We start from the raw sequence: 24148 nt of genomic DNA on the forward strand, positions 1-24148 counted from the left end.
GGGCTTATTAAGTGTAGCACTTACAACCATGGTGCTAGGCAGTGCGATGATGGGGATCGCCGCACCGGTAAAGGCCGCAGAAACACCAACCAAAATTACACTGCTGGGTACATCTGATATTCACGGACGATTCATGCCGTGGGATTATGCTTTGGATGGCCCGAATCAAAATGGCAGCATGACGCAGCTGTTCACGATGATTAAAGAGATTCGCAAAGAAAATCCAAACACGGTGTTGCTGGACGCAGGCGATTCGATCCAAGACAACTCGGCAGAGCTTTTCAACGACCAACCGCAGTCTCCTATCATGGTCGCGATGAACGAAATGAACTATGACGCATGGGCTTTTGGCAATCATGAATTTAATTTTGGACTGGATGTATTGGACAAGGTTAGTAGCCAATACAAAGGCTCTGTTTTGGCAGGGAACATTTATAAAGAAAATGGCGAGCGTTTCTTGCCAGCGTACACGATCATTGAACGCGCAGGTGTAAAAATCGGCATCATTGGGATGAACACGCCGATGATTACCGATTTCGAAAAAGGAACCGATCATCTGGATGGCCTCGTGATCAAAAACCCGGTAGAAGAAACCAAGAAAGCTGTAAAAGAGTTGGAAGGCAAAGTAGACGTCATGATCGGTCTCATGCACATGGGCATCGAGAATGAAAACGGAATTCCGGGTACGGGCGTAGCAGATATCGCGAACGCCGTTCCAGAACTGACCGCGATTTTTGCAGGTCACATGCACAAGCTTGTGAAAAAGGAAGAGATCAACGGGGTCCTGATTTCCGAGCCAGACAAATATGCTACCCATATCTCCCGCATTGACCTGACCTTTGAAAAGAAAGATGGCAAGCTCGTGCTGACTGACAAGGAAGCGACAGCGCTCCCTGTAAAAGGCGCAGATGGCACACCAGCGGTATCCGATGCAGAGCTGGAGACCAAGCTCAAGCCTTTCCATGAGTTCGCACGTGCAGATGCCAACATCGTCGTAGCAGAGCTCAAAGGCATGAACCTGGTACCGAAAAACGAGATCGAGGGCATCCCGACGGTTCAAATTCAGGAGACGCCTCTATCCGACTTTTTCCATGAAGTGATGCTCTACTACAGCAAAGCAGACGTGGTTGCCCACCAGATCGACAACGACAAAGCCAAGCTGGATGTTGGTCCGATCAAGAAAAAGGATATCGCCTACAACTACCAATACGCAGGAGGCGAGATCACTGTTTACAAAGTAACCGGAAAAGACTTGAAGGACTATATGGAATGGGCTGTGGGCTACTTCAATTCCACGCGCCCTGGTGACGTGACAGTAAGCTTTGATCCAAAACGCCGCGCTTCCAAATACAGCACCAACGATTTCTTCGGTGGCGTGAAATATGAAATCGACCTGACGAAGCCATATGGCAGCCGCATCACGAACCTGCGCAAGCTCGATGAGACTCCGATCAAAGCGGAAGATACCTTGAAGCTCGGAATGAACTCATACCGGATGGAAGCTTTGCAGGCAAAAGGTGGCGCGTTGGAAGGACGCAAGTTCGAACAACTGTGGTCTTCCAAAGACAATACGGCGTTTGGTGAAACGGGTGGAACGATCCGCAATCGAGCTATTGCGTATCTGAAAGAAGTGAAAAAGGGCGTTTACGAGCCAAAAGTACAAAACAACTGGAAGATTACAGGTATGGATACCACTGCACCTGAACGCAAGGACGTCGTAGAGCTGATCAATGCAGGCATTCTGAGCGTTCCGAAAACAGCAGATGGCAAATACACCAATATCGCTTCCATCAACATCAAGGACGCGGTAACCAAAGAAGAAATTGCGGAACTGTCTGCAAAAGTAAAAGTCGATGCAGCGAAGTTCGCGACCGTCAAAACCAAAGGCGAATTTTATCATCAACTGAACGAAGCGAGAAAGGCTGCGGAAAAGTCGGTCACACCGCCAACCAAAACGCAGCAAAAGAAATAACAGAGATGAACGCAAGAAAGCCGTGACGCTAGTAGTCACGGCTTTTTCTTTTTCTATGACGCCAATCTGTCAACGAACGATTCTTCTGCGATACTTGACCAAGTACAACAGGAACCCGAGCAGCAGCAGTCCTTGACCAACAATCGCACCAGAGATGGAGATACCGATATAGGTGATCAAGTAGTAAATGCCGGAGCCTACTGCCATTAGCAGATTCTCGATGAAGTTCTGAATCGCAATCGTTTTTCCAGAGCCGACCATCCGCTTGCCTTCATCCTGCAAGACGGTATTCATCGGGATAATGAACACGCCGCCCATGAACCCGACGAGTAGCAGTAAACAGATGGCAATAAAAGTGACGCTCACCCAAGGAAATAGCACGATGATGAGAAACATTCCGAATCCGTATGTCAGCGATCGAGTGAAATGAGACAAAGGAATGAGCTTGGGAGCGAGAAAAGCTCCGGCGATAATCCCGATGGATGTCGTTGCGAGAATCAGCGAAACAGAGAAGCTCTCCGGATTAATCCCCAGCGCGAGGGGAATCCAAGCGAGTACGGCCACGCGCAGGACAGCAGAGGACATCCAGAATGCTCCGGTTCCAATCAGGGCAAAGCTCGTTTCTGGGCGATTCATCAGGTGTTGGAAGTCGATGAAAAAGCGCCGTGCTTCTGCCCCATAGCGAATCGATGAATTCCCTCTCATACGCGGAATGAAGAAAGTCATACCGAGCGACAGCAGATAGATCAGCAGACAAATTCCTGAGGAGATAAACGGCGCTGTCATGTTTGCGATGGCTCCACCACCACCGATCCCTGTGAGAATCGCAAAGATCGTATAGGCTTCGATGCGTGCATTCGCATGAAACAGTTCATCTTCATTTCGAGTCAGCTCCGGCAAAATTCCGTACTTGGCCGGAGAATACACGACCGCTCCGACTCCAACTGTGAAGTAACACAACATCAGCATGATGATGCTCGACTGGTCAATGAAAAACAGCAGGACGACACCAAGCGCTTTAATCAGGTTGCCAATCACCAGCACGATTGACTTGGCATGCTTGTCGGCAAAAGGCCCAACTAGTGGCGCGAGAAAAACGTAAGGAAGAAAGAATGAAATCGATACGAGTGCAAGCATCGCGGGAGAAAAGCCGTTCTCCCGCAGCAGATTCGCAATGACAAACAAAATCATGTTGTCGGCAAAGGCCGATAGAAATTGAGTGAAGTACAGAGCTTGTAGTGGTTTTAATCGTATATTCACATCATTTTCCTCCAGTCTCCGCTAGTTGTTTCAAGCTGACGTAATCCGTTTTGCCGCTTCCGAGAAGTGGTAGAGCCTTGATGACTTGCATCGTACCTGGTATGAGCAGTGGCGAGTATTGTTTTTCCGTCAAATACGCACGCAATTGGCTCAGCTGAACCGATTCATCTGTGGTAAATAGCAGGACACGCTCACCTTTTCGCGGATCATTCACGTTGATTGCAGCAAAACCAGAGTGTCCGAAGCATTGCATAGCCAGTTCTTCAACCAGATTGAGCGAAACCATCTCGCCGCCGATTTTAGCGAAGCGCTTCAGGCGGGATTGGATGCTGAGAAAGCCGTCCTTGTCAGCTGTAACCAAATCACCTGTGTGGTACCATTCCTCAGCGGGAACAAAGCCTTTCCCGTGAATCATATAACCCTTCATGACGTTCGGACCCTTCACCAAAAGCTCTCCACCAGCATCGATTCCTTCGACTGCTCCCAGCTTGGCGGTCATTCCTGGCATCAAACGACCGACGGTTCCTGGTTTGTTAGCCAGCGGGGTGTTGAGCGACAGGATCGGAGCTGTTTCCGTTGCCCCATAGCCTTCAAAAATCCGTACACCGAACTTTTCCATCCACAGCTTGCGCACATCGTCCTTTAGTTTTTCTGCTCCTGCAAATACGTAGCGCAAGGAGTAGAAATTGTAAGGATGAGCCATACGTCCGTAACCAGCCATAAAGGTCGAGGTTCCGAAGAGAATCGTCGCGTTTTGATCATAAACCAATTCCGAAATCGCCTTGTAATGTAGCGGACTTGGATATAGAAAGACTGGAATTCCTTTGATGACTGGCACAAGCGTTCCTACAGTTAGTCCAAAGCTGTGGAACATTGGTAGCGCATTGAAAAACTTGTCGCGACTCGTAATATCGATTGTACAGGTAACCTGTTGGATATTTGCGTACAGGTTGGTATGCGTGAGTACGACACCTTTTGGCTTGCTCTCACTGCCAGAAGTAAAAAGGATCAGCTCGTTCGTAGTAGCCGAAGCTTTTTTCTTCCACAAATAAGAGAAGAGCGCGGACACTTTGTCAAAAGCAGTCGCTGATGCTTTCAAATCCTCGAGATAAATAATTTTCATGCTCGGTGAAAGACCTGCGATGATGTGCTCTAACTTCCCTTTTTCAATGAATACGCGCGACGTCAGGATCGTATCAATATGGGCGGTCTCACAGCAATCCAAAAGGGAACGAATGCCGAGCGAAAAGTTCAGGATGGCTGGAGTGGTCCCGATGCGGAACAATGATAGCAGCGTTACGAGATGGCCTACCGAATTGGGAAGAAATATACCGACAACGGGCTTCCCCAAGAGCATCGGCTGTAATTTGTTGCCGAGTAAGTAGCTGCCGATTAACAAGGTCTTGTAGTCGATCGATGACGTCAAGTCCTTGGCGATTTCCATTTTTGCACCATTCAGGCGAGCTGCTTCGAGAACTTCATCAAACAGATTCACGTTTTGCTTCATCCGGCTCTCAAACAAGCCTTCTTGGAGAATACGCAGGATACGATCATTGGCCGAGGCTTTTTGTTCGCGCATCGACAGGTTTTGATCGCGCTCGATAGTGAACGGAGTGCCTACTGTCATGGTCACATCCGGGAACCAGGAGAGCTTCAGCTTTCCTTTCAAATAGGAGAAGATCGAACGCTCCAGGCCATTAATGATGATCGGGTAAACTGGTACGCCAGTACGTAGAGCGAGATAGCCGACACCGCTGTAGATTTTCATGATGCCGCCCGTCGTCGTAATCCGACCTTCTGGAAAAATCACCAGCGTCTGTCCGTTGCGGAGGACGCGGAGCATGTGACGGATGGAGTACGGGTTGAGAGGATCGATCGCGATATGCTTGCGGAAGCGGAGGAAAAACGCAAACCGCTTGGCGATCTCTGTATTGACGACAAAGGTCGCTTCTTTTGGCAAGCAAAAGGATAGGAGTACCGCATCTAGCAAGGAGACGTGATTAGGAGTGATAAGAGATGGCTTCGACAAGTCGATTTTTGAAAGTCCAAGTACACGAGGGCGAAACCATAACATCAATATCGTTTTTAAGAAAGAATAAATAAGGGCCATGTGGACCACACCTTTACAAATGATGTAATTACTTTTCGCTTATAGCTTTTATTGTAAGGAGTGGAGCATGTAAAAAAAGTACCAACATTTATTGGTACCTGGTAATAAGACCTAGAATAGCTTTTTTTGGCTGGCTTTTGCGGCCGCTTCCTTGCTTGTTTTGACGCCCATTTTTTTCAGGATTCGGTTGATGTGATTTTTGATCGTACGCTTCGTGATGTGGAGAGATTGTTCAATCTGCGTTTGCGTCTGACCTTGGTGAATTAGTTGTAGGATGTCCCTTTCTGCGGGAGATAACAGCTTTTGATTTTCATCGTTTTTCAAACGCAAAAATTCGTTGCGCAGTGCCGCAGCTGCCGTAGGGTGAATGGCAGATTGGCTGTTGTGTGCAGCACGGATGGCATCGGGTATTTCCTTGAAGCTAGATTTGCTGATGTAGTTGACGGCACCCGCTGAGAAGGATTCCACGATTACTGCCTCGTCTGTCAGAGAGGTGAGCATGATGATTTTACTGTCAGCTTGGAGTGCCATGAATTCGATTGCTGTCTCGATCCCGTCCAGATTGTTCTCGGTCAAGTTAATATCCATCAGGACGACATCCGCTTGGGCAGGCAAAAAGCGCTCGATTGCTTCTGCTTTGAACCCGGCTTCCCCTACTACGGTGAGATCCGGTTCTTTGTTCAGGAAGTCAATGAGACCTTTGCGCCAGACCGGGTCGTCCTCTACTAAAAATACCCTGATTGGATTCATGTGTGAGCGTCCTTTCGCTATTCAGAGTCGTTTGTGATGACGCGCTTTTTCGGGAAGAACAGGAAAACGGTGGTTCCTTTGCCTTGCTCACTGTAGATTTCCAGTTGGCCCTGATGCTTTTGCATGACATTGTAGCAGTAGGAGAGCCCAAGACCAAAGTTTTGTCCCGTCCTTTTTGTCGAGAAAAAAGGATCGAGTACATGAGGTAGGTTCTCTTTGGTAATGCCTGTGCCTGTGTCCGCGACAGTGATGATGAGATGCTTGTAGGACAAAAATAGCTGAAGATGGAGCTTGCCGCCCGACTTCATGGCTTCCAGCGCATTCATGCACAAGTTGGTGATGACTTCGCGCAGTTGTACGCCATCGCCATATAAGCGAAGGGTTTCGTCTAATTCACTAACGACTTCTACCTGTTGTTTCAGGGTGTAGGGCGTCAGAGTTTGTGTGACTTGCCCGATAATTTGGCCGGGGTCACATGGTTCTTCGCGCAGCTCGACGTCCCGCAGCTGGTTTTGAATCCGATTCATCATGTCCAGCATATGCTGCGAGGATTGCATCAGGACAAGTGCGTCTTCTTTTAGCGACGGCTGGTTGGTTTCATCTGCATATGTCTCGATACGGTCGGCATATAGCGAGATTTTGCCTACTTCATTTTTGATCGTATGGTTAATGATTTGTGCACCGGAAGTCAAGGCGCGCAAGGTACTGTCCAGACGTCGTTTTTCTACGCGGAGACGGACGCCAAGGAAGCCGTATTTCAAACTAATGGCAACGATCAGGATAAACTGGATTGTGACCACGACCATGTTGTAGCGCCAAGCTTCGTAATCGTTCTGGATACGCATGACATAGATGAAAATAAAGACGAAAAACAACGGAATGATGATGAGTACGTTCGTGAAAAAGCTGTTCTTTTTTACGAGTGGATCTTTTTCTCGCATGTACTGCACGATAAGCAGCGTACAGGAGAACAGAAAAAACGGAATTACCCATGCCACCATAATCCAGTAGTTAAAAAGCAGCTCGGGATAAATGGGTGTAATCCAAAGCATCCCAAGCGGCATGAGAAGAGCAGCGTATTGTATCGTCAGCTTTACTTTGCGAGACAAAAATTCAGCTGAATGTACGGCAAACATGAGAAACGTGTACGGCAAACCCACTTGGCAAACAAAAGAAGAGATGCGGCTCACCAATATCAGGGTGTTCGTGGTCCCGGGCTTTGCGGCCAGGTAATTTGCAAAATAGGGCATGATCGTCTCGTCAATCACGCCTGAGATAAAGCCCCCAGCCCCAACAAAGGCAGTCGCACAAGCCCAGCGGATCGACGTTCGTTTCGGGTCTGTGAACAGAACGAACAGACCTAATGCCCATATGGTAAACAAGATGAAAACCATCATGGATTTGCTATCTCCTGTCAAACATTATTTATCTATTATATCGTACATAAGTCAAAGGACACGGAAAAAATAAAGGATGGACAAGCATGCAGGTGTTTATATTCAGAATATACATAGCTATCCGTAGTCTTCGAAATCGCATGTATATATGCCCATCATATTCATAGGAAAGCAGGTTTTTCCAAATATTCGTGGAAATGAAAAGGATTGGTTGTGAGTTTCGTGACTTTCTATCTATTCAACGGCGGGTGATAGAGTGAAACGATTAGATTTAATATTCCAGACGTTAGTAGACGCTGGTCCTGATAAAAAAGTAAGCGCTTCAGAGTTGGCTGATCGGCTTGGCTTGAGTCGAGCGAATGTGAGCAGTGATTTGAACCGTTTGTGGAAGGAAGGCCGAATCGAGAAGGAAGAAGGGCGTCCGACGCTGTTTTTTGCCAAGCAAGAAAACGATTCGCTCTATTTAGCGGAGACATCGCTGGACAGACTGGCGAAAACCAACAAGAGCCTGATCACGCGTATTGAGCAGGCAAAGGCGGCCGTCTTGTATCCGCCGCGAGGGATGCATTGCTTGATTTTGGGAGAAACCGGTGTGGGCAAATCGTGGTTTGCTGGGATGATTCACGAGTTTGCCGTTGATATTGGACGCCTGGATAAGCATGCTCCTTTCGTGATTTTTAACTGTGCCGATTATGCCAACAACCCGCAGCTCTTGATCAGTCAATTGTTCGGCGTCAAAAAAGGGGCGTACACTGGAGCGGAGATGGACCGCAAAGGACTAGTGGAAAAGGCAGACGGTGGCATTCTATTTCTCGATGAAGTACATCGGCTGCCAGCGGAAGGACAGGAAATCTTTTTTACCTTTATGGATAAGGGCATATTCCGCCGCGTAGGGGAAACAGAGATGGAGCGGACGGCTCACGTCCAGATTGTGATGGCCACGACAGAAAATCCGGAGTCGAGTCTCTTAAAAACGTTTATGAGGCGCATTCCCATGGTCATCAAGCTGCCCTCTTTGGTTGAGCGTGGCTTGGAAGAGCGTTTTAGTATTACGATGGAAATTTTTCAAGAAGAAGCTTTTCGGTTGGGGAGAGAGATTCAGATATCGGCCAATGCTGTGCAGGCATTCTTGTGCTATCACTGCCCGAATAACATTGGGCAGTTAAAAACGGATATTCAGCTCACCTGCGCCAGCGCCTATGCCGAATTCATTTCGTTAAAAAAGAATCAGCTGCACGTATCGGTTCAGGACCTGCCGCATCATGTCAAGCAAGGGCTGCTTTTGGTGAAGGATTACAAGCAGGAGCTAGATGAAATCATTGGGACGGAGCACAATTGCTATGTCGTGCAGCCATCAAAAGAGGGCATCTGGATCGGGCGAGAAACAGAGGATACGACGGACAGTGTCTATGAAAAAATCGAGCAAAAAATATATGAACTGCAAAACCTCGGTGTGAGTGAGGAAGAATTGGAGTTTGACATCGAGAATTATTTTACGACCTTTATCAAAGGTGTCCACCAACGCGTGAACAAGGGCGACATGGCCCGGATTATCGACCCGTTCATCATTCACCTCGTGGAAGAGATCGTTCGCTTCGCAGAGGCCAAGCTGGAGAAGATTTTGAGCCAGAAGGTGATCTTTGGTCTCGCGCTGCATATTCAGACGTCGAAGGAGCGCCTCGCACAAGGCAAGCAGATCGTAAATCCGCAAATCAACCATGTGCGAATCAAATACAAGAAAGAGTTTGCTGTGGCGCTAGAGTGCGTGCGCATGATAGAAGAAGCGATACTCATGGATCTGCCGATTGGTGAGGCTGGATATTTGACCATGTTTTTCGTGCTCGACGATGTCAGCATGGAGGAAGAACGGGAAACAATCGGGGTACTCGTTATTACGCACGGTAGCGGCGGTGCGACAGCGATGGTCGATGTGACGAACCGATTGCTAGTCACACAATATGCGAGAGCCATCGATCTGCCGCTCGAAGAAGATTCCATGAGTGTTTTGGAAAAAGCACTGAAAGTAGCCAGAGAGATCGGGAGCAAGGCTGGACTGCTGTTGCTCGTAGATATGGGGTCGCTGCTCGGCTTTGGCGAGATCATCGAGCGGGAGATCGGCATCCCAGTCAAGGTCATTCCGATGGTCAGCACGCCACATGTGATTGAGGCCACTCGAAAGGCCATGCTCGGCCATTCGCTGGAGGATGTTTACCGAGATGTCTTGGGCATTTCGCTCTACCAGCGGGAGGAGCAGCCGAAAGAGCAGGTACAAAAGCATGTTCCCGCGCTGACGATCGTCGCAGCCTGCCTGTCTGGGGAAGGTAGTGCCTTGTTTTTGAAAAAGCTGCTGGAATCGAGGCTCAGGTACGATGATAACCTGCTGGAATTTGTGCCGCTGCAACTGATCGATAAGGCACAAGCCCGCAATCAGCTTCGAAAAATCAAGGAGGAGAGGAAAATTCTCTTCGTGGTGAGCAATTACATTCTCGATCGCGAATTGCGTCACCATAGCATGGACGATGTTTTGAACGGAGAGGCGATGGCTGACATCCAGAAAGTGATCGATCTGGAAGAGGCCTATCTGAAGATGCAAGAGTCGCTGGGGGAGCACTTGCAAATGGTAGAGGGACAAGATGTTCTCGCTGACGTGAGGATGTGTGTCGGCCGTATGGAAGAGCGACTGAACAATTCTTTGGTTTTTGACACGCGAATTGGCGCCTACCTGCACATCTGCTGCCTGGTTGATCGCTTGAAAGCAGGAACGCAATCCGTAGCGTATATTCAAAAAGATAGTTTTTTGCTGGAGAACCGCAAGCTGTACAGCTTAATCCGACATGAATTATTGCCGCTGGAAGACAAGTATGAGGTCGCGATCAGCGAAGATGACGTTTGTTTTATCATGAATTTCTTTATACACAACAAAACACTGGCGTAACCAGTGTTTTGTTTTTTGATTTTTCCACCTTCAAAACAAAACACTACAGCGCTTACATAAAAACACTAATAGGGATGACAAGCGAAGAGGCCGCGAAATATGACTAGCCATGCGGTTTTTTTGGAAAGCGCATACATTTTTTGGTGTTTTGGCATGTAACTTGCTCTTACAAAAAGGCATATCGTCGAGAGGAGGGGGTACAATGAATATTTTATTGTGTTGCGCAGCAGGTATGTCGACTAGCTTGCTGGTTCAAAAAATGGAGGAAGCTGCCAAAGAAAAAGGGTTGGACGCAAAAATATGGGCAGTTTCCGCAGATGAAGTGAAGCATCATATCGACCAAGCAGCAGTGCTCTTGCTGGGGCCACAAGTTCGTTACAAGCTGACAGAGATGAAAAAAGAAGGGGCATCCAGAGGAATTCCTGTAGACGTAATCAGTACGGTTGATTACGGAACGTTGAACGGGAAAAACGTGCTTGAGTTTGCACTTCGTCTAAAACAGTAGGAGGGGGATGCGTATGGGCGGATTTGTTTCTTTTATGGAAAACCGCATGATGCCGATTGCAGGAAAAATGGCGGAGCAAAAGCATCTGCAGGCCATTCGTGACGGAATTATCCTTACTTTGCCTTTGTTGATCATTGGTTCCATTTTCCTCATCATTGGCTTCATACCGATACCCGGTTATGACGAATTCATGGGTGGTATTTTCGGCGAGAAATGGCGAACGAAGCTGTTGTATCCGGTAGGTGCTACTTTTGACGTCATGGGTTTGATTGTTAGCTTTGGCGTCGCCTATCGACTGGCGGAGAAGTACAAGGTCGATCCGCTGTCGGCTGGAGCAATCTCTGTCGCATCCTTCTTGCTCGCCACTCCGTATAAAATCATGTTCACCCCTGAGGGAGCGAGTGCAGCCCAAGAGGTTGGCGGCGTCATTCCTCTTACGCTAATGGGGAGTCAGGGACTTTTTGTAGCCATGATATTGGCGATCTTATCAACGGAGATTTATCGCAAAATCATCCAAATGAAAATCGTCATTTCCATGCCACCCGGAGTTCCCCCTGCCGTTTCTCGATCTTTTGTGGCATTGATCCCTGCGGGTGCTGTGCTTGTCGTGGTCTGGCTGATTCGGATTCTTCTGGAAAACACCTCCTTCGAGAGTATTCATAATATTGTAAAAGATTTGCTTGTCGGACCATTGAGTGTGGTCGGTAGCAGCTTGATTGGGGCCATCATATGCGTGTTGCTTATTCACGTGCTCTGGGCCGTCGGTTTGCACGGTGCTGCGGTTGTCGGCGGAATTATGAGTCCAATCTGGCTTACCTTGATGGACCAGAACAGAGCGGCGTTTCAGGCAAATCCGAACGGTGAATTGCCAAACGTCGTTACCACGCAATTTTTTGACATGTGGGTATATGCAGGCGGATCAGGTGCAACTTTGGCCCTCGTTTTCTTGATGGTATTCATGGCACGAAGTAAACAGATGAAAAACATCGGCCGGCTCTCGATCGGACCTGGTTTGTTTAACATCAATGAACCCGTCATATTCGGTATGCCGATCGTCATGAACCCGCTCTTGATCATTCCTTTTGTACTGACCCCTGTCATATTGGTCATTATCAGTTATTTTGCGATGTCGCTCGGATGGGTAGCAAAGCCTAGCGGGGTATCTGTTCCGTGGACGACACCATTGCTTGTCAGCGGGTATTTGGCTACGGGCGGAAAAGTGTCAGGGATGGTTCTCCAAGCCGTGAACTTCATCATTTCGCTCGCGATCTACTACCCGTTCTTCCGACTGTGGGATAAACAAAAAGTTAGCGAAGAAAAAGCGGGTGCTGCTTCCGATACAGCTGTGACTATGTAATCGCTAGAGGAGAGGCTATCTATGAAACTGATTGTGAATGCTGACGATTTTGGTTATTCCAAAGGCGTCAATCTGGGCATCGTCGAAGCGCATCGAGAAGGAGTCGTTACTTCTGCGACCTTGATGGTCAATATGGAGGGGTTCGAGCACGCTGTAGGGCTGGCCAAAGAACATCCAACGCTCGGAGTGGGCATTCATCTGGTACTCACATGCGGATCGCCAGTCAGTCAGGATGTACCATCGCTAACGGATGGAGAGGGGCGTTTTCGACGCGGGCAAGATCATTTGGTTGCCGCTGTACCGGAGGAGATTGAGCAGGAGCTTCGCGCTCAACTAGGGGCTTTCGTGGCGTCGGGGCTTACGTTGACACACATTGACAGCCATCATCATGTGCATGCACATCCAGCCGTTTTGCCGATTATTTTGAAGCTGGCAGAGGAATATAGAGTACCAGTTCGCTATCCGTGGATGTCCGGGACGGAGGAGCAGCGAGACCAGTCGAGTGTTTTGACGACAGAAGGCTTTTCTCATCATTTTTATGGAGATGACCTAACCGTACAATCCTTCGTCAGGATCGTAGAGGATATGGCAGATTATCCTGTAGTGGAGATCATGACGCACCCTGCTTATTTGGACGAAGCGGTACTGACAGGTAGTTCATACGCAAAGCAACGAACCACAGAATTGAAAATCTTAACAGCAGCAGAGTTAAAGCAATACATTCGTGATCAAAAAATACAGCTCGTGACTTTTAGCGAACTTGGATAGGTGGAGATAGATTTGGACCATACAGACGTTATTTTTCAACTAATACTTCACGGAGGAAACGCGCGGAGTCTGGCAATGGAAGCGATCGCCCTGGCTAAAAATAGAGACTTATCAGGCGCAGAGGACGCGTTGAAGCGTGCAGGAGAAGAGCTCGGTCGTGCACACCAAAATCAAACGGCACTTATCCAGAAGGAAATTGCGGGCGAAAAAACGGAGATCAGCATGCTCTTGATTCACGCCCAGGATCATTTGATGAACGCGATTACAGTCAAGGATTTGGCTACGGAGTTTGTTGAGATGTACAGCCAAATCCATGCAGGCAAGGAGGCAGGAGTATGAGCGGAATCAAAATTGTAACGATCGGTGGAGGGTCTAGCTATACACCTGAGTTGGTGGAAGGCTTCATCAAGCGCTACGATGAATTGCCCGTGCGGGAATTGTGGCTGGTTGACATTCCAGAGGGCGAGAAAAAACTTCAAACTGTGGGCGCTCTTGCAAAACGGATGGTGGAGAAGGCAGGGGTACCGATCGAGATCCATTTGACCTTGGATCGCAGAAAAGCACTTGCAGGCGCTGATTTTGTCACGACACAAATGCGCATAGGACTCTTGGATGCGCGGATCAAGGATGAGCGTATTCCTTTGAAATACGGGGTGATCGGTCAGGAAACGAATGGACCTGGCGGCTTGTTCAAAGGCTTGCGTACCATACCGGTCATTATGGACATTTGTCGTGACATGGAAGAGCTGTGTCCAGATGCTTGGCTGATTAACTTCACGAATCCGGCTGGTATGGTCACAGAGGCAGTGCTGCGGTATACCAACCGCAAAAAGGTCATTGGACTGTGCAATGTTCCCATCGGGATGAAAATGGGTGTTGCCACAGTTTTAGGCGTCGAGCAATCGCGGGTTCATATTGATTTTGCCGGATTGAATCATATGATCTTCGGACTGGGTGTGTACCTGGATGGGGAAAACGTCATTTCCCAGGTAATCGATAAGATAACGGGCGACCAATCGGGTATTACGATGCAAAACATTTTGGACCTTGGTTGGGATAAAGATTTCATCAAAGCATTGGGGATTCTCCCGTGCCCGTATCATCGTTACTACTATCAGACCCGTACGATGCTTGAGCATGAGCTGGAAGAAGCGGAGCAGAAGGGTACGCGGGCTGAAGTGGTCAAGCAGGTGGAGGCGGAGCTATTCGCACTCTACGAAGACCCAGACTTAGATATTAAGCCTCCGCAGCTGGAGCAGCGTGGCGGAGCCTATTACAGTGAAGCTGCCTGCAATCTCATTTACTCCATTTACAACGACAAGCGCGATATCCAGACGGTAAATGTTCGCAACAATGGAGCGATTGCCAGCATTCCGGATGATTCGGCGGTCGAGGTAAACTGCGTGATTACAAGAGAAGGACCGATTCCTTTGGCTGTTGGTGATTTGCCTGTTCCCGTGCGTGGACTCGTACAGCAAATCAAGTCGTTTGAGCGAGTGGCAGCGGAGGCAGCTGTAACGGGTGATTATCATAAGGCGCTATTGGCGATGAATATTAACCCGCTGGTGCCGTCTGATGTGGTCGCCAAAAAAATACTCGATGAGATGCTGGAGGCGCACAAGGAGTACCTGCCCCAGTTTTTCAAGCCCGTCACATAAGGATGGGACTCGTGTGAAATACAAACTCCTCGCCTTGGATGTGGACGGAACGATTTTGATGTCGAACCATACCTTATCCAAAGTAACAGAGCGGGCTATTACCCAGTTAGTGAAGCAAGGCGTCCACGTCACATTGGCAACTGGCAGGGCATACCCATCGGCCAAATCGTTGGCGCAGCAGTTCCAGATCAGCGCACCACTAGTTTCCCATGATGGCGCATACGTCGCAGATCCCAAGACGGATCAGGTGTTGTATGTACAGCGTATTCCGTATGAGATAGCGGCGAGGATGACAGATATACTCGTATCGCATGGCTTGGATGTCATGCTGCTGCATGAGTCTTATGCTGTCACGAATCGCACGTGGAAGTGGACGGACTTGTTTCCGTTGTTAAATGCCTGGACACTGCGCCAGCTCTGGAAAAATCAATACCCGCTCAAAATTCAGGCCTCGCGGTTGATAGCCGGATACGTTCGAAAACATGAAGTGTGTGCTCCGAAAATATTCGTCACGGGTGACGAAAAGCGTCTGTTGGCAGCAAGACAAGAGCTGGAGAAAGCCGAGCTTTCGGGGATTCGCGTGACGGCATCGGGCGCGAATAATTTGGAAATATTGCCTGTGGGCATCTCCAAGGCAAGTGGTCTAGCGGTAGTGAGTGAGAGACTTGCGATTCAGCCTGACGAGATCGTGGCTGTAGGTGACAATTACAATGATGCAGAGATGCTCCAATTCGCCGGAATGGGTGTGGCGATGGGCAATGCTCCTGATGATCTGAAACAGCTGGCTCGGCATGTCACGGAAACGAACGATCGGCATGGGGTAGCAGAAGTCATCGAGAAGTTTTTTCTGTAAGAGTTTGGACAGGAAGGGAGGCGTGAAATTGATCCGAATGAATCTGGAAGTAGCCGTGAGTGGAGGTCTCCATGCTCGCCCTGCTTCTGTCTTGGTGAACCTGCTCAATCAATACAGCTCGTCGGTCAAGATGATCTACAATGACAAGCAGGCGAATGGAAAAAGCATCCTCAGCGTAATGGCTCTGGGGGCAAAGACCGGAGATGAAATTATGTTTGAGGTGGAGGGGGCCGACGAGCAAGAAGTGGCTGAAAGGCTTGAGTCCCTATTTGAAAGGAACTTTGCCATCTAACAGGGAGAAAATCAAGTAAGAAAGCCAGTGCCTGACGAACGGGCACTGGCTTTCCTATTTGATCCTTACGCGTGTTTACGGAATACGACCATGACTTTGAAGTAATCGCCATCAATCTCGATCGACAGCCTGCCGCCTTGCAATTCTACGATGCTCTTTGCGATAGCCAAGCCGAGGCCAGAGCCTTCGGTATGTCGGGATTGATCAGCTCGCTTGAACCGTTCAAACAGTTCCTGTGCATCAAAGTCGATTTCATAGGCGGAGACATTTTTGAACGTCAGGATGACCTCATCCTGTGTCTCTGCCAAATGGATCAGGACGCGCGTATTCGGCATGGAATACTTCAGGGCGTTGCCGATTAGATTTTCAAATACGCGCCACGTTTTCTTGCCATCCAGAGGGGCGACAATCTTTGGTTGCTCCGTCGTTACGCGGAAGGTGAGCGTCGATTGCTCGATTTTGTCACTGAATTCTGCAATGGATTGGTTGAGCAGGGATGCGACATTCACTTGCTCGATATTTAGCTCAACCGCGCCGCTGGACATTTTAGCTGCGTCAAACAGATCATCGATGAGAACGCGCAGTCGATCTGCTTTGCGATCCAATACATCCACGTAGTTTTTTCGTTCCTCTGGCGTCAGATTTTCTTGTTTGAGCAGGTTCACGTAGTTGATAATCGACGTCAGCGGTGTTTTCAAGTCATGGGAGACATTCGTGATCAGTTCGGATTTCATGCGCTCGCTTTTCATCTGCTCTTCCATCGCGTGCTTGAGTCCCTTTGTGATGTTGTTGAGAGAGTGCGCGAGATCAGATAACTTTCCTTTTTTCACCTTTTGAATCGTAGCGTTCAGATTTCCCCCCGCCATTTCGGAGGCACCGTGCATGATGCGGTTCATCAGTCCCAAACGACGTAGCGTGTATGGGAAAACGACGACCATGTAGAACATGCCATACAAGAAGCTAAAAAACAGTAGGGCGCCAGAGCCTTCGACTAGGCCGACGAATCCAAAACCGATACTCATCCCAAACATGACAGTCAGGATGAACAAGGTGGATATTTTAAAGAACATGCCGCGGTTGGCGTAGCTTTCTTTAAGAAGAACACGCTGTCTGGCTAAAATACTCTTTTGCCACTGCTGCGTAAATCTCTCAGGTTGGTTGTACATAAGCCATGCCTCCATGAATTGTAGAAGCAGGTAAGCAGTAAACAACGAAACGAACGCAAGAGTGAAGAAATGCTCAGCATCAATTGGTAAGAAGAAAAAGCGCGTGTTCGCGATCATGATGAAATACGTAAAGCCAAGTACGAACGCCAGCGCCATTCGAATATCCAACGGGATAAAGCGGAACATTGCCATGCTTTTCGCTACAATCGGTACTTCTAGCGCTTTGCTGACTGGCAAATACCAGTAGCAGAGTGCAAGGATGAGCAGAGTGCCCCCGAGCAGGACAAACTCGCTAATCAGCCGATCCCGAATGGAATCATAGTAGAGTGCATCTGTGTGGACCTGACTATATCCGTCTGGTTCTTTTGGGACATAAAAAATACCACTTAGTTGATTCAGTTGATAAGTGCGATTGATGCTTTCCAGATCCCCGTTGGTATTAGGGAGGTTGATTGTATAGCGCGCATATCGAGCCAGTTCCCATTCTGTAGGTTCTTGCGCGAGATTGGTGTAAGCTCTGTTGTTCTTTTTATCGGTGACATAGTATTTGAAGGAGCCGCTTCGCAAGGTGAGGCTGTTTTTTTGTTCCTCGTACTCGGCATCTCTTTCGGCGATTCTGTTGTTCACCTGCTCCTGATAATGCAACGTTGCTTTCGCGATGTCTTCTTGCAAGCTTTGTGAATGTTCCTCGGTTAATTGGGCGACTCTCTCGTTGTCACCCTCACTTTTTGCCCGTTTTATCATATCTAAGAGCTGGTTATCTTCCTTAATCGATCGGAGGGTTTCCTCATGCTCTTTTTTTAGCTGATTCGCTGTCTTCTCGTCCAGCTTTCCTGGAGTGTAGTCTGCATAATCTACATGAACCTTTTTCACCAGCTCGGCAAATGTCTCTAATTCACGATTGAAGCCTGTGCTTTGAAAGTAATTATCCTCTTGGAGGTTCTCGCGTTTATGGTACAGATCGGCCATCGTCACGAGAGCGAGCGAAATACTCACGATCATAACAATGAGCACGGGCACCGCAAAGCGTTTATTTTTCGATTTTGTATCCAATTCCCCATACCACCTTCAAGTATTTAGGTTCCTTCGGGTTGATCTCTATTTTTTCCCGAATGCGTCTCACGTGGACGGCCACCGTGTTTTCCGCGTTCATATAAGGCTCTCTCCAGACCCGTTCATAAATTTCCTCGATCGAAAACACCCGACCCTTATTTTCCATTAACAGCTCCAAAATTTTGTACTCGGTAGCCGTCAGCCTGACCTCGTTACCGTCAATCGCTACATTTTTTGTGCTTTTGTTCAAGGTCAAGCCGCGTACCTGAATCTCATCTTCTGTCATTTGAGCGCTTCCCAGATTGGTAAAACGTCTTAACTGAGATTTGACCCTGGCGATGAGCTCCAAGGGATTAAAAGGCTTCGTCACATAGTCATCGGCACCGATATTGAGTCCGAGGATTTTATCGGTATCCTCTGACTTGGCAGACAGCATGATGATCGGGATGTTTTTTTTCTGGCGAATTTGAAAGGTGGCGGTCATTCCGTCCATTTTTGGCATCATGATGTCCATCAGGATGAGATGGATCTCTTTATTCTCCAGTACTTCCAACGCTTCCAGTCCATTGCTAGCCTTGAATACGTTCATGGATTCATTTTTGAGATAGATTTCGATTGCGTCGCGGATTTCAGCCTCGTCGTCGACTACGAGGACTTGATACTTGGTCATGATTCGTCCCACCTTATGAATGCATTCATGGTACTATCTTAACGCCCAGCTCTAACAAAACAGTAATGAAATGTCTTACAAATTTCTTAATAAACAGCGTTCAGGAAATGCTAGATAATAGGATCAAACCGATAAATAAGGTAAGATGTGAGGAAGAATACAAGAAAATTGGTGATTGCTTTTGCTGGAATGGACCGGGGAGAGAATCATCCCCAAGCTGTTAAAACCTACGAATGGCATGCTGCTGGAGCATATAGCCAGATATTATTTTGCCGCGCCTTATGTAAAAGGTCGAGTGCTGGATATCGCTTGCGGTACTGGCTACGGATGTCATATGATCGCAAAGGATCGAAAACGAGAGCTGACTGAACTGATCGGAGTCGACAACGATGAGGCGACGATATGGTACGCCAATCGGGAATACAACCATCAAAAGATTACGTATCAGCAGGGTGACGCGCTTGATCCGACGCTTCCCGAGCAATTGGGGTTGTTTGATACGATTTTGAGCTTTGAGACAATAGAGCATGTCGCAGACGATTTGCTGTTTATGGAAAACTTGTATCGGATGCTGAAACCAGGTGGTACGCTCGTGCTGTCCAGTCCCTTTGGCAGAGGGCGGGGCATGCAGACGAGCGAGCCCTTCCATGTTCATCAGTTGACGCCCGAAGAGTTCGCGGAGCTGTTTGTACGCTATTCTGACGTGGATATGTACTATCAGAGAGGCGTTACGTTTGAAAAACCCCCCCGCGATGGCGTACGATACTTTATCGGCATGGCAGTTTGTACGAAGTAATAACGGATAGATTTATGAATGGAGATGGCGAAACTGGCTGATTTTTGGAGATTGGGAATACATAAGGAACTGATAGATGCTCTGCAAGCAAACGGGATTAACGAGCCTACACCGATTCAGGAAAAAGCAATTCCTGTTGTGCTGGAAGGAAAAGATGTAATCGCGCAAGCGCAGACGGGAACCGGGAAGACACTCGCATTTGTCCTGCCGATCTTGGAAAAAGCGGATCCACAAGCGACACATGTTCAGGCGTTGATTCTTACCCCTACGCGGGAGCTTGCCTTGCAAATTACGGCAGAGGTAAAGAAGCTGACGGAAAAGCTGGAAGACATCCAAGTACTCGCGGTTTATGGTGGACAAGATGTCAATCAGCAACTGAGAAAGCTGAAAGGAAAAATACATGTGGTCATCGCGACACCAGGACGGTTGCTGGATCATCTGCGAAGAGGGACGATTGATTTATCGCAAGTTTCGATGTTTGTCCTGGATGAGGCGGACCAAATGCTTCATATGGGTTTTTTGCCTGAGGTAGAAGATATTATGGCAAATACGCCTTTTGAAAAACAGACCTTGCTGTTTTCGGCCACCATGTCTGAGCAGGTGCAAACACTTGCGAAGCGTTTTATGCAAAAGCCGGAAAATATCAAAGTTCAAGGCAAACGTATCACATTAGAGGATATTCGCCAAATCGCGGTGGAGACGACAGACCGAGCGAAGCAAGCGACGTTGCGTAGTCTCTTGGATGAAGTACGGCCGTTTCTCGCGGTGATCTTTTGCCGAACGAAGCGTAGAGCTAGTACGTTGAATGCTGCTCTGCAAGGTTTAGGCTATATGTCTGACGAGTTGCACGGCGATTTGTCACAGGCGAAGCGCGAGGATGTCATGAAGCGATTCCGCGAGTCTAGGATTCAGTACTTGGTCGCAACTGATGTAGCAGCGCGCGGGCTTGATGTAGAGGGAGTCACACATGTTTTCAATTACGACATTCCAGAAGATGTAGACAGTTATATACACCGGATCGGCAGAACGGGGCGAGCCAAGGAAAAAGGAACGGCTTTCACGTTGGTGGCGGGGAAGGATTGGGGGCAACTCAGGGAGATTGAAGAAGGGATCAATCTGTCTCTGGAGCGGCGTGAAATGGATCGCGGGGAATCGGGTGATCAGAAGAAGCAGACGCGACAGCAAGGGTCTGAGAGGGAGCGGTTCGGGAAGGACGAGCGTCGCGGAGACAAGCAAGGTAGAGGCAAAGGTAAGTCAGCTGGGCGAAGACAGCAAGGCTCTGGGGAACGCCGAAGAGATGAGGAAGGGCGTCAACAAAAGAGCGGCGGTTTTGATCGCAAGCCGAAGGATCGGGACGGCGCAGCAGGCGGATTCGAACGTAAGCCGAAGGAACGTGACCGAGCAGCAGGCGGATTCGAGCGTAAGCCGAAGGAACGTGACCGAGCAGCAGGCGGTTTTGATCGTAAGCCGAAGGAAGGAAACCGAGCAACAGGCGGTTTCGAGCGTAAACCGAAGGAGCGCGACCGTGTAGAAGCTGGTTTTGATCGTAGGCAGAAGGACGGTAGCCGAGCAACAGGCGGTACTGGACGTAAGCCGAAGGAAGGGAATCGTGCAGCAAGTGGTTTTGATCGCAAGTCGAGCAGCTCTGGCAAGAAGCCAGTAGCTGCTCAACGCGGCTCAGCACGCCCGAATGCAAAGCAAGGCAATCGAGCAAGCACTGCTCCTGCAAAACGTACCTCTCGCAAAAAATCGAGATAGCCATCCAAGCAAAAAAAGACCGTTCCCGCCGTAAAAAGGCAGGAGCGGTCTTCTTTTTATTCCGGTTCCGTGTCTGAAAATACTCGTGAACGTGTGAGGAAGCGTACCCCCTCAGGTCCTTCCAACGAAAACATTCCGCCACGCCCATTCACGACGTCAATGATGAGCTGCGTATGCTTCCAATACTCATACTGCGCTTTGCCCATGTAGAACGGGCAGCCACCGATTTCGCCCAACAGGACGTCCTGCTCACCCACGAGAAATTCTCCGAGCGGGTAACACATGGGGGAACTGCCATCGCAGCAGCCCCCTGACTGGTGAAACATCAGGTCACCGTGTTTGGCGCGAAGCCGTTCAATTAATGCTAGTGCAGCATCTGTCGCGAGCACTTTTTGTGGCTGGCTCATGGATCAAAAGAAGCCCAGAGCTTGATCGCTGTAGCTGACCAGCAGGTTTTTCGTTTGTTGGTAGTGGGACAGCATCATTTTGTGTGTCTCGCGGCCGATACCGGACATTTTGTAGCCACCAAACGCTGCGTGAGCCGGGTAAGCGTGGTAGCAGTTGGTCCAAACGCGGCCAGCCTGAATTTCGCGGCCCATGCGGTAGGCTGTGTTCGTGTCGCGTGTCCATACACCAGCACCCAAGCCATACAGCGTATCATTGGCCATAGCGAGTGCTTCTTCTGTATCCTTGAAGGTCGTTACAGAGACGATCGGACCGAAGATTTCCTCTTGGAAGATGCGCATCTTGTTGTGACCTTTAAAGACTGTTGGCTGGATGTAGTAGCCGCCCTCGAGATCACCTGCAAGCTGTGCACGAGCGCCGCCAATCAGGCATTCGGCTCCTTCTTGTTTGCCGATATCCAGGTAGGAGAGGATTTTTTCTACCTGCTCCAAGGAAGCTTGTGCGCCGATCATCGTATCCGTATCGAGCGGATTTCCTTGCTTGATATTGGCTACGCGTTGCAGGGCACGCTCCATGAATTGGTCGTAAATGCTTTCATGAATGAGCGCACGGGATGGGCACGTGCAAACCTCACCTTGGTTGAGCGCAAACAGTACGAAGCCTTCAATCGCTTTATTAAAGAAGGCATCGTCTTTTGCAGCCACATCCGAGAAGAAGATGTTTGGCGATTTTCCGCCCAGCTCCAGCGTCACTGGAATGATATTTTGGGAAGCGTACTGCATGATCAAGCGCCCTGTCGTCGTTTCACCCGTAAAGGCGATTTTCGCGATGCGATTGCTGGATGCAAGTGGTTTACCCGCTTCCAGACCGAAGCCGTTGACTACGTTGACGACGCCAGGAGGGAGCAGGTCGCCGATCAGCTCCATCAGCACCATGATGGATGCAGGTGTTTGCTCCGCTGGCTTGAGGACGACGCAGTTGCCCGCAGCCAAGGCTGGAGCCAGCTTCCATGTAGCCATGAGGAGCGGGAAGTTCCACGGAATAATTTGACCTACGACACCGAGTGGCTCATGGAAATGATAAGCGACCGTATCGTTATCGATTTCAGCGAGTGTACTTTCTTGCGCGCGGATCGCTCCCGCGAAGTAACGGAAATGGTCAATCGCCAGCGGGATGTCGGCCGCGAGTGTTTCACGAACGGGCTTGCCGTTTTCCCACGTCTCTGCGTTTGCCAGCATCTCCAGATTGGCTTCCATACGATCTGCGATTCTTAACAAAATATTCGCGCGCTGTGCAACAGAGATACGACCCCACGCGTCTTTTGCCTCATGGGCAGCGTCCAGTGCCAGCTCAATATCATCGGCTGTCGAACGGGCTACCTCGCAAAAGACCTTGCCATTTACAGGTGACACGTTTTCGAAATACTCACCTTTCACTGGCGGAACCCAATTACCCCCGATGTAGTTTTCATAACGATTTTTGAACGTCACCTTGGAACCGGCTTGGCCGGGCTGAGCATAGATCATTGCGAGCGCCTCCTCATTTATCACATATTTCTTTACAGCCCTCTCTAAAAGCAAGTCTCGTACCAACGTGAAAAAGCTCGAAATGACAGCGTTTTCTTGCGTGGAAGAGGGTAGAAATTGTTCCATAATGGATCATGTCGTGTTCCGTATTGGGACAAAAGAGTGGATATCTGTCGGAAAATGACCGATGACGGCTAGGGGTGTAAAACATATTTGACACATCACGTTGTCATGTTCTATAGTTTGGGTGTAAAAAGTTTTTTACACCCCGTAATTGGAAGGTGAACAACTCCATGAAAAATCGAATAAAGGAATTTCGAGAAAAGGGGAACATCTCGCAAGGCAGGCTGGCTGAACTGTGCAAGGTAAGCAGACAGACGATCAATGCGATAGAGAACAACAAATACGACCCGAGCCTTCAATTGGCTTTTGATTTGGCGCAAAACCTAGGGGTTACGATTGACGAACTGTTTCAACCATATAGGGAGGAGTGAGAGAAGCTATGAAAAAGTTCAACGTGATTGTTTCATCCATCCTATTGTTGGCGATCGCTGGGCACGGTGGCTATCGGTGGGCTCGTTATGAGATGCTGGATGTCAGCACGATCATTTTCGGCTGTATTGCGCTATCGTACTTGTTGAACTCGATCACCTGGGGAGATTACGAGGGCGGGAAATACAGTGAAAGTGACGAGTTGGACAAGCATATCAAGACGCAAAGTGCGAGAATCGGATACTATGCGCTTATGGTGCTGTCTGCTGCGGTCCTGTTTCTGTCCGAAGGGGTTACAGCACTCAATGACATTCAAAATATTCCGTTGGCAGTCGTCGTCGGTTTGACGTTCATTGTGGCGCCGATTACGGAATTTTTCTATTCGAGGAAGTTCAGGTAAATAGCAGCCAGTCGGACAAATGTGC

General features: G+C 48.8%; 21 protein-coding genes. 13 read left to right on the forward strand and 8 right to left on the reverse strand.

The window, feature by feature from the left end; translation table 11 throughout:
- Positions 1-28: 28 nt before the first annotated feature.
- Positions 29-1972 (forward strand): bifunctional metallophosphatase/5'-nucleotidase, encoded by a 1944-nt coding sequence (locus C7R92_RS05680; protein WP_412678987.1) that lies wholly within the window; start codon positions 29-31, stop codon positions 1970-1972.
- A 69-nt stretch (positions 1973-2041) separates the two neighbouring features.
- Here the strand turns inward: C7R92_RS05680 and lplT are convergent, their stop codons facing one another.
- From lplT to C7R92_RS05700, 4 genes are all read right to left on the reverse strand, one after another.
- Entirely contained in the window at positions 2042-3232 is a 1191-nt protein-coding gene (gene lplT / locus C7R92_RS05685; RefSeq protein WP_106833516.1) for a lysophospholipid transporter LplT, read from the reverse strand.
- Position 3233: 1 nt separating this feature from the next.
- Complete coding sequence (locus tag C7R92_RS05690) at positions 3234-5342, reverse strand: AMP-binding protein (protein ID WP_106833517.1); 2109 nt, start codon at positions 5340-5342, stop codon at positions 3234-3236.
- Between the two features lie 111 nt (positions 5343-5453).
- Positions 5454-6092: a response regulator gene (locus C7R92_RS05695; protein WP_069849829.1), complete on the reverse strand. Its 639-nt coding sequence runs from the start codon at positions 6090-6092 to the stop codon at positions 5454-5456.
- A 17-nt stretch (positions 6093-6109) separates the two neighbouring features.
- The gene (locus C7R92_RS05700; RefSeq protein WP_106833518.1) at positions 6110-7489 is read right to left on the reverse strand and encodes a HAMP domain-containing sensor histidine kinase; all 1380 of its coding nucleotides are present in this window, start codon (positions 7487-7489) and stop codon (positions 6110-6112) included.
- 256 nt (positions 7490-7745) lie between these two features.
- Between C7R92_RS05700 and C7R92_RS05705 the strand changes: the two genes are divergently transcribed.
- From C7R92_RS05705 to C7R92_RS05740, 8 genes are all read left to right on the forward strand, one after another.
- Positions 7746-10424 (forward strand): sigma-54-dependent transcriptional regulator, encoded by a 2679-nt coding sequence (locus C7R92_RS05705; RefSeq protein WP_017252566.1) that lies wholly within the window; start codon positions 7746-7748, stop codon positions 10422-10424.
- A gap of 202 nt (positions 10425-10626) precedes the next feature.
- Complete coding sequence (locus C7R92_RS05710; protein ID WP_017252565.1) at positions 10627-10929, forward strand: PTS sugar transporter subunit IIB; 303 nt, start codon at positions 10627-10629, stop codon at positions 10927-10929.
- 13 nt (positions 10930-10942) lie between these two features.
- Positions 10943-12286, forward strand: a complete 1344-nt coding sequence (gene celB / locus C7R92_RS05715) for a PTS cellobiose transporter subunit IIC (protein WP_167403186.1) — start codon at positions 10943-10945, stop codon at positions 12284-12286.
- 21 nt (positions 12287-12307) lie between these two features.
- Positions 12308-13054 carry a chitin disaccharide deacetylase gene (gene chbG, locus C7R92_RS05720; RefSeq protein ID WP_106833520.1) on the forward strand — a complete coding sequence of 249 codons (747 nt, stop codon included), beginning with the start codon at positions 12308-12310 and terminating at the stop codon, positions 13052-13054.
- Between the two features lie 12 nt (positions 13055-13066).
- The gene (locus C7R92_RS05725; protein WP_069849822.1) at positions 13067-13393 is read left to right on the forward strand and encodes a PTS sugar transporter subunit IIA; all 327 of its coding nucleotides are present in this window, start codon (positions 13067-13069) and stop codon (positions 13391-13393) included.
- Positions 13390-14712 carry a 6-phospho-beta-glucosidase gene (locus tag C7R92_RS05730; RefSeq protein ID WP_106833521.1) on the forward strand — a complete coding sequence of 441 codons (1323 nt, stop codon included), beginning with the start codon at positions 13390-13392 and terminating at the stop codon, positions 14710-14712. The genes C7R92_RS05725 and C7R92_RS05730 overlap by 4 nt, the downstream gene beginning before the upstream one ends.
- A gap of 13 nt (positions 14713-14725) precedes the next feature.
- Positions 14726-15565 carry a Cof-type HAD-IIB family hydrolase gene (locus tag C7R92_RS05735; protein ID WP_017252560.1) on the forward strand — a complete coding sequence of 280 codons (840 nt, stop codon included), beginning with the start codon at positions 14726-14728 and terminating at the stop codon, positions 15563-15565.
- Between the two features lie 28 nt (positions 15566-15593).
- Positions 15594-15857, forward strand: a complete 264-nt coding sequence (locus C7R92_RS05740) for an HPr family phosphocarrier protein (RefSeq protein WP_017252559.1) — start codon at positions 15594-15596, stop codon at positions 15855-15857.
- Between the two features lie 65 nt (positions 15858-15922).
- Here C7R92_RS05740 and C7R92_RS05745 read toward each other — a convergent pair whose 3' ends face one another.
- Positions 15923-18076 carry a sensor histidine kinase gene (locus C7R92_RS05745; RefSeq protein WP_106833522.1) on the reverse strand — a complete coding sequence of 718 codons (2154 nt, stop codon included), beginning with the start codon at positions 18074-18076 and terminating at the stop codon, positions 15923-15925.
- Positions 18054-18746, reverse strand: coding sequence for a response regulator transcription factor (locus C7R92_RS05750; RefSeq protein ID WP_106833523.1), 693 nt, complete (start codon positions 18744-18746; stop codon positions 18054-18056). Before C7R92_RS05750 ends, C7R92_RS05745 begins: the two co-directional genes overlap by 23 nt.
- Positions 18747-18927: 181 nt before the next feature.
- Between C7R92_RS05750 and C7R92_RS05755 the strand changes: the two genes are divergently transcribed.
- Both C7R92_RS05755 and C7R92_RS05760 read left to right on the forward strand, forming a co-directional pair.
- Positions 18928-19542 carry a class I SAM-dependent methyltransferase gene (locus C7R92_RS05755; RefSeq protein WP_106833536.1) on the forward strand — a complete coding sequence of 205 codons (615 nt, stop codon included), beginning with the start codon at positions 18928-18930 and terminating at the stop codon, positions 19540-19542.
- An 18-nt stretch (positions 19543-19560) separates the two neighbouring features.
- Positions 19561-21300, forward strand: a complete 1740-nt coding sequence (locus C7R92_RS05760) for a DEAD/DEAH box helicase (RefSeq protein WP_106833524.1) — start codon at positions 19561-19563, stop codon at positions 21298-21300.
- 56 nt (positions 21301-21356) lie between these two features.
- Here the strand turns inward: C7R92_RS05760 and C7R92_RS05765 are convergent, their stop codons facing one another.
- Both C7R92_RS05765 and adh read right to left on the reverse strand, forming a co-directional pair.
- A complete protein-coding gene (locus C7R92_RS05765; protein ID WP_069849808.1) occupies positions 21357-21707 on the reverse strand; it encodes a DUF779 domain-containing protein in 351 nt (116 codons plus the stop codon).
- 3 nt (positions 21708-21710) lie between these two features.
- Positions 21711-23231 (reverse strand): aldehyde dehydrogenase, encoded by a 1521-nt coding sequence (gene adh, locus C7R92_RS05770; protein WP_106833525.1) that lies wholly within the window; start codon positions 23229-23231, stop codon positions 21711-21713.
- Between the two features lie 293 nt (positions 23232-23524).
- Between adh and C7R92_RS05775 the strand changes: the two genes are divergently transcribed.
- Positions 23525-23725 (forward strand): helix-turn-helix transcriptional regulator, encoded by a 201-nt coding sequence (locus C7R92_RS05775; protein WP_106833526.1) that lies wholly within the window; start codon positions 23525-23527, stop codon positions 23723-23725.
- An 8-nt stretch (positions 23726-23733) separates the two neighbouring features.
- A complete protein-coding gene (locus C7R92_RS05780; RefSeq protein WP_106833527.1) occupies positions 23734-24123 on the forward strand; it encodes a hypothetical protein in 390 nt (129 codons plus the stop codon).
- The last annotated feature ends 25 nt before the right edge of the window (positions 24124-24148 follow it).

It is taken from the genome of Brevibacillus porteri (assembly GCF_003013475.1).
In the GTDB taxonomy this organism is placed as follows: domain Bacteria; phylum Bacillota; class Bacilli; order Brevibacillales; family Brevibacillaceae; genus Brevibacillus; species Brevibacillus porteri.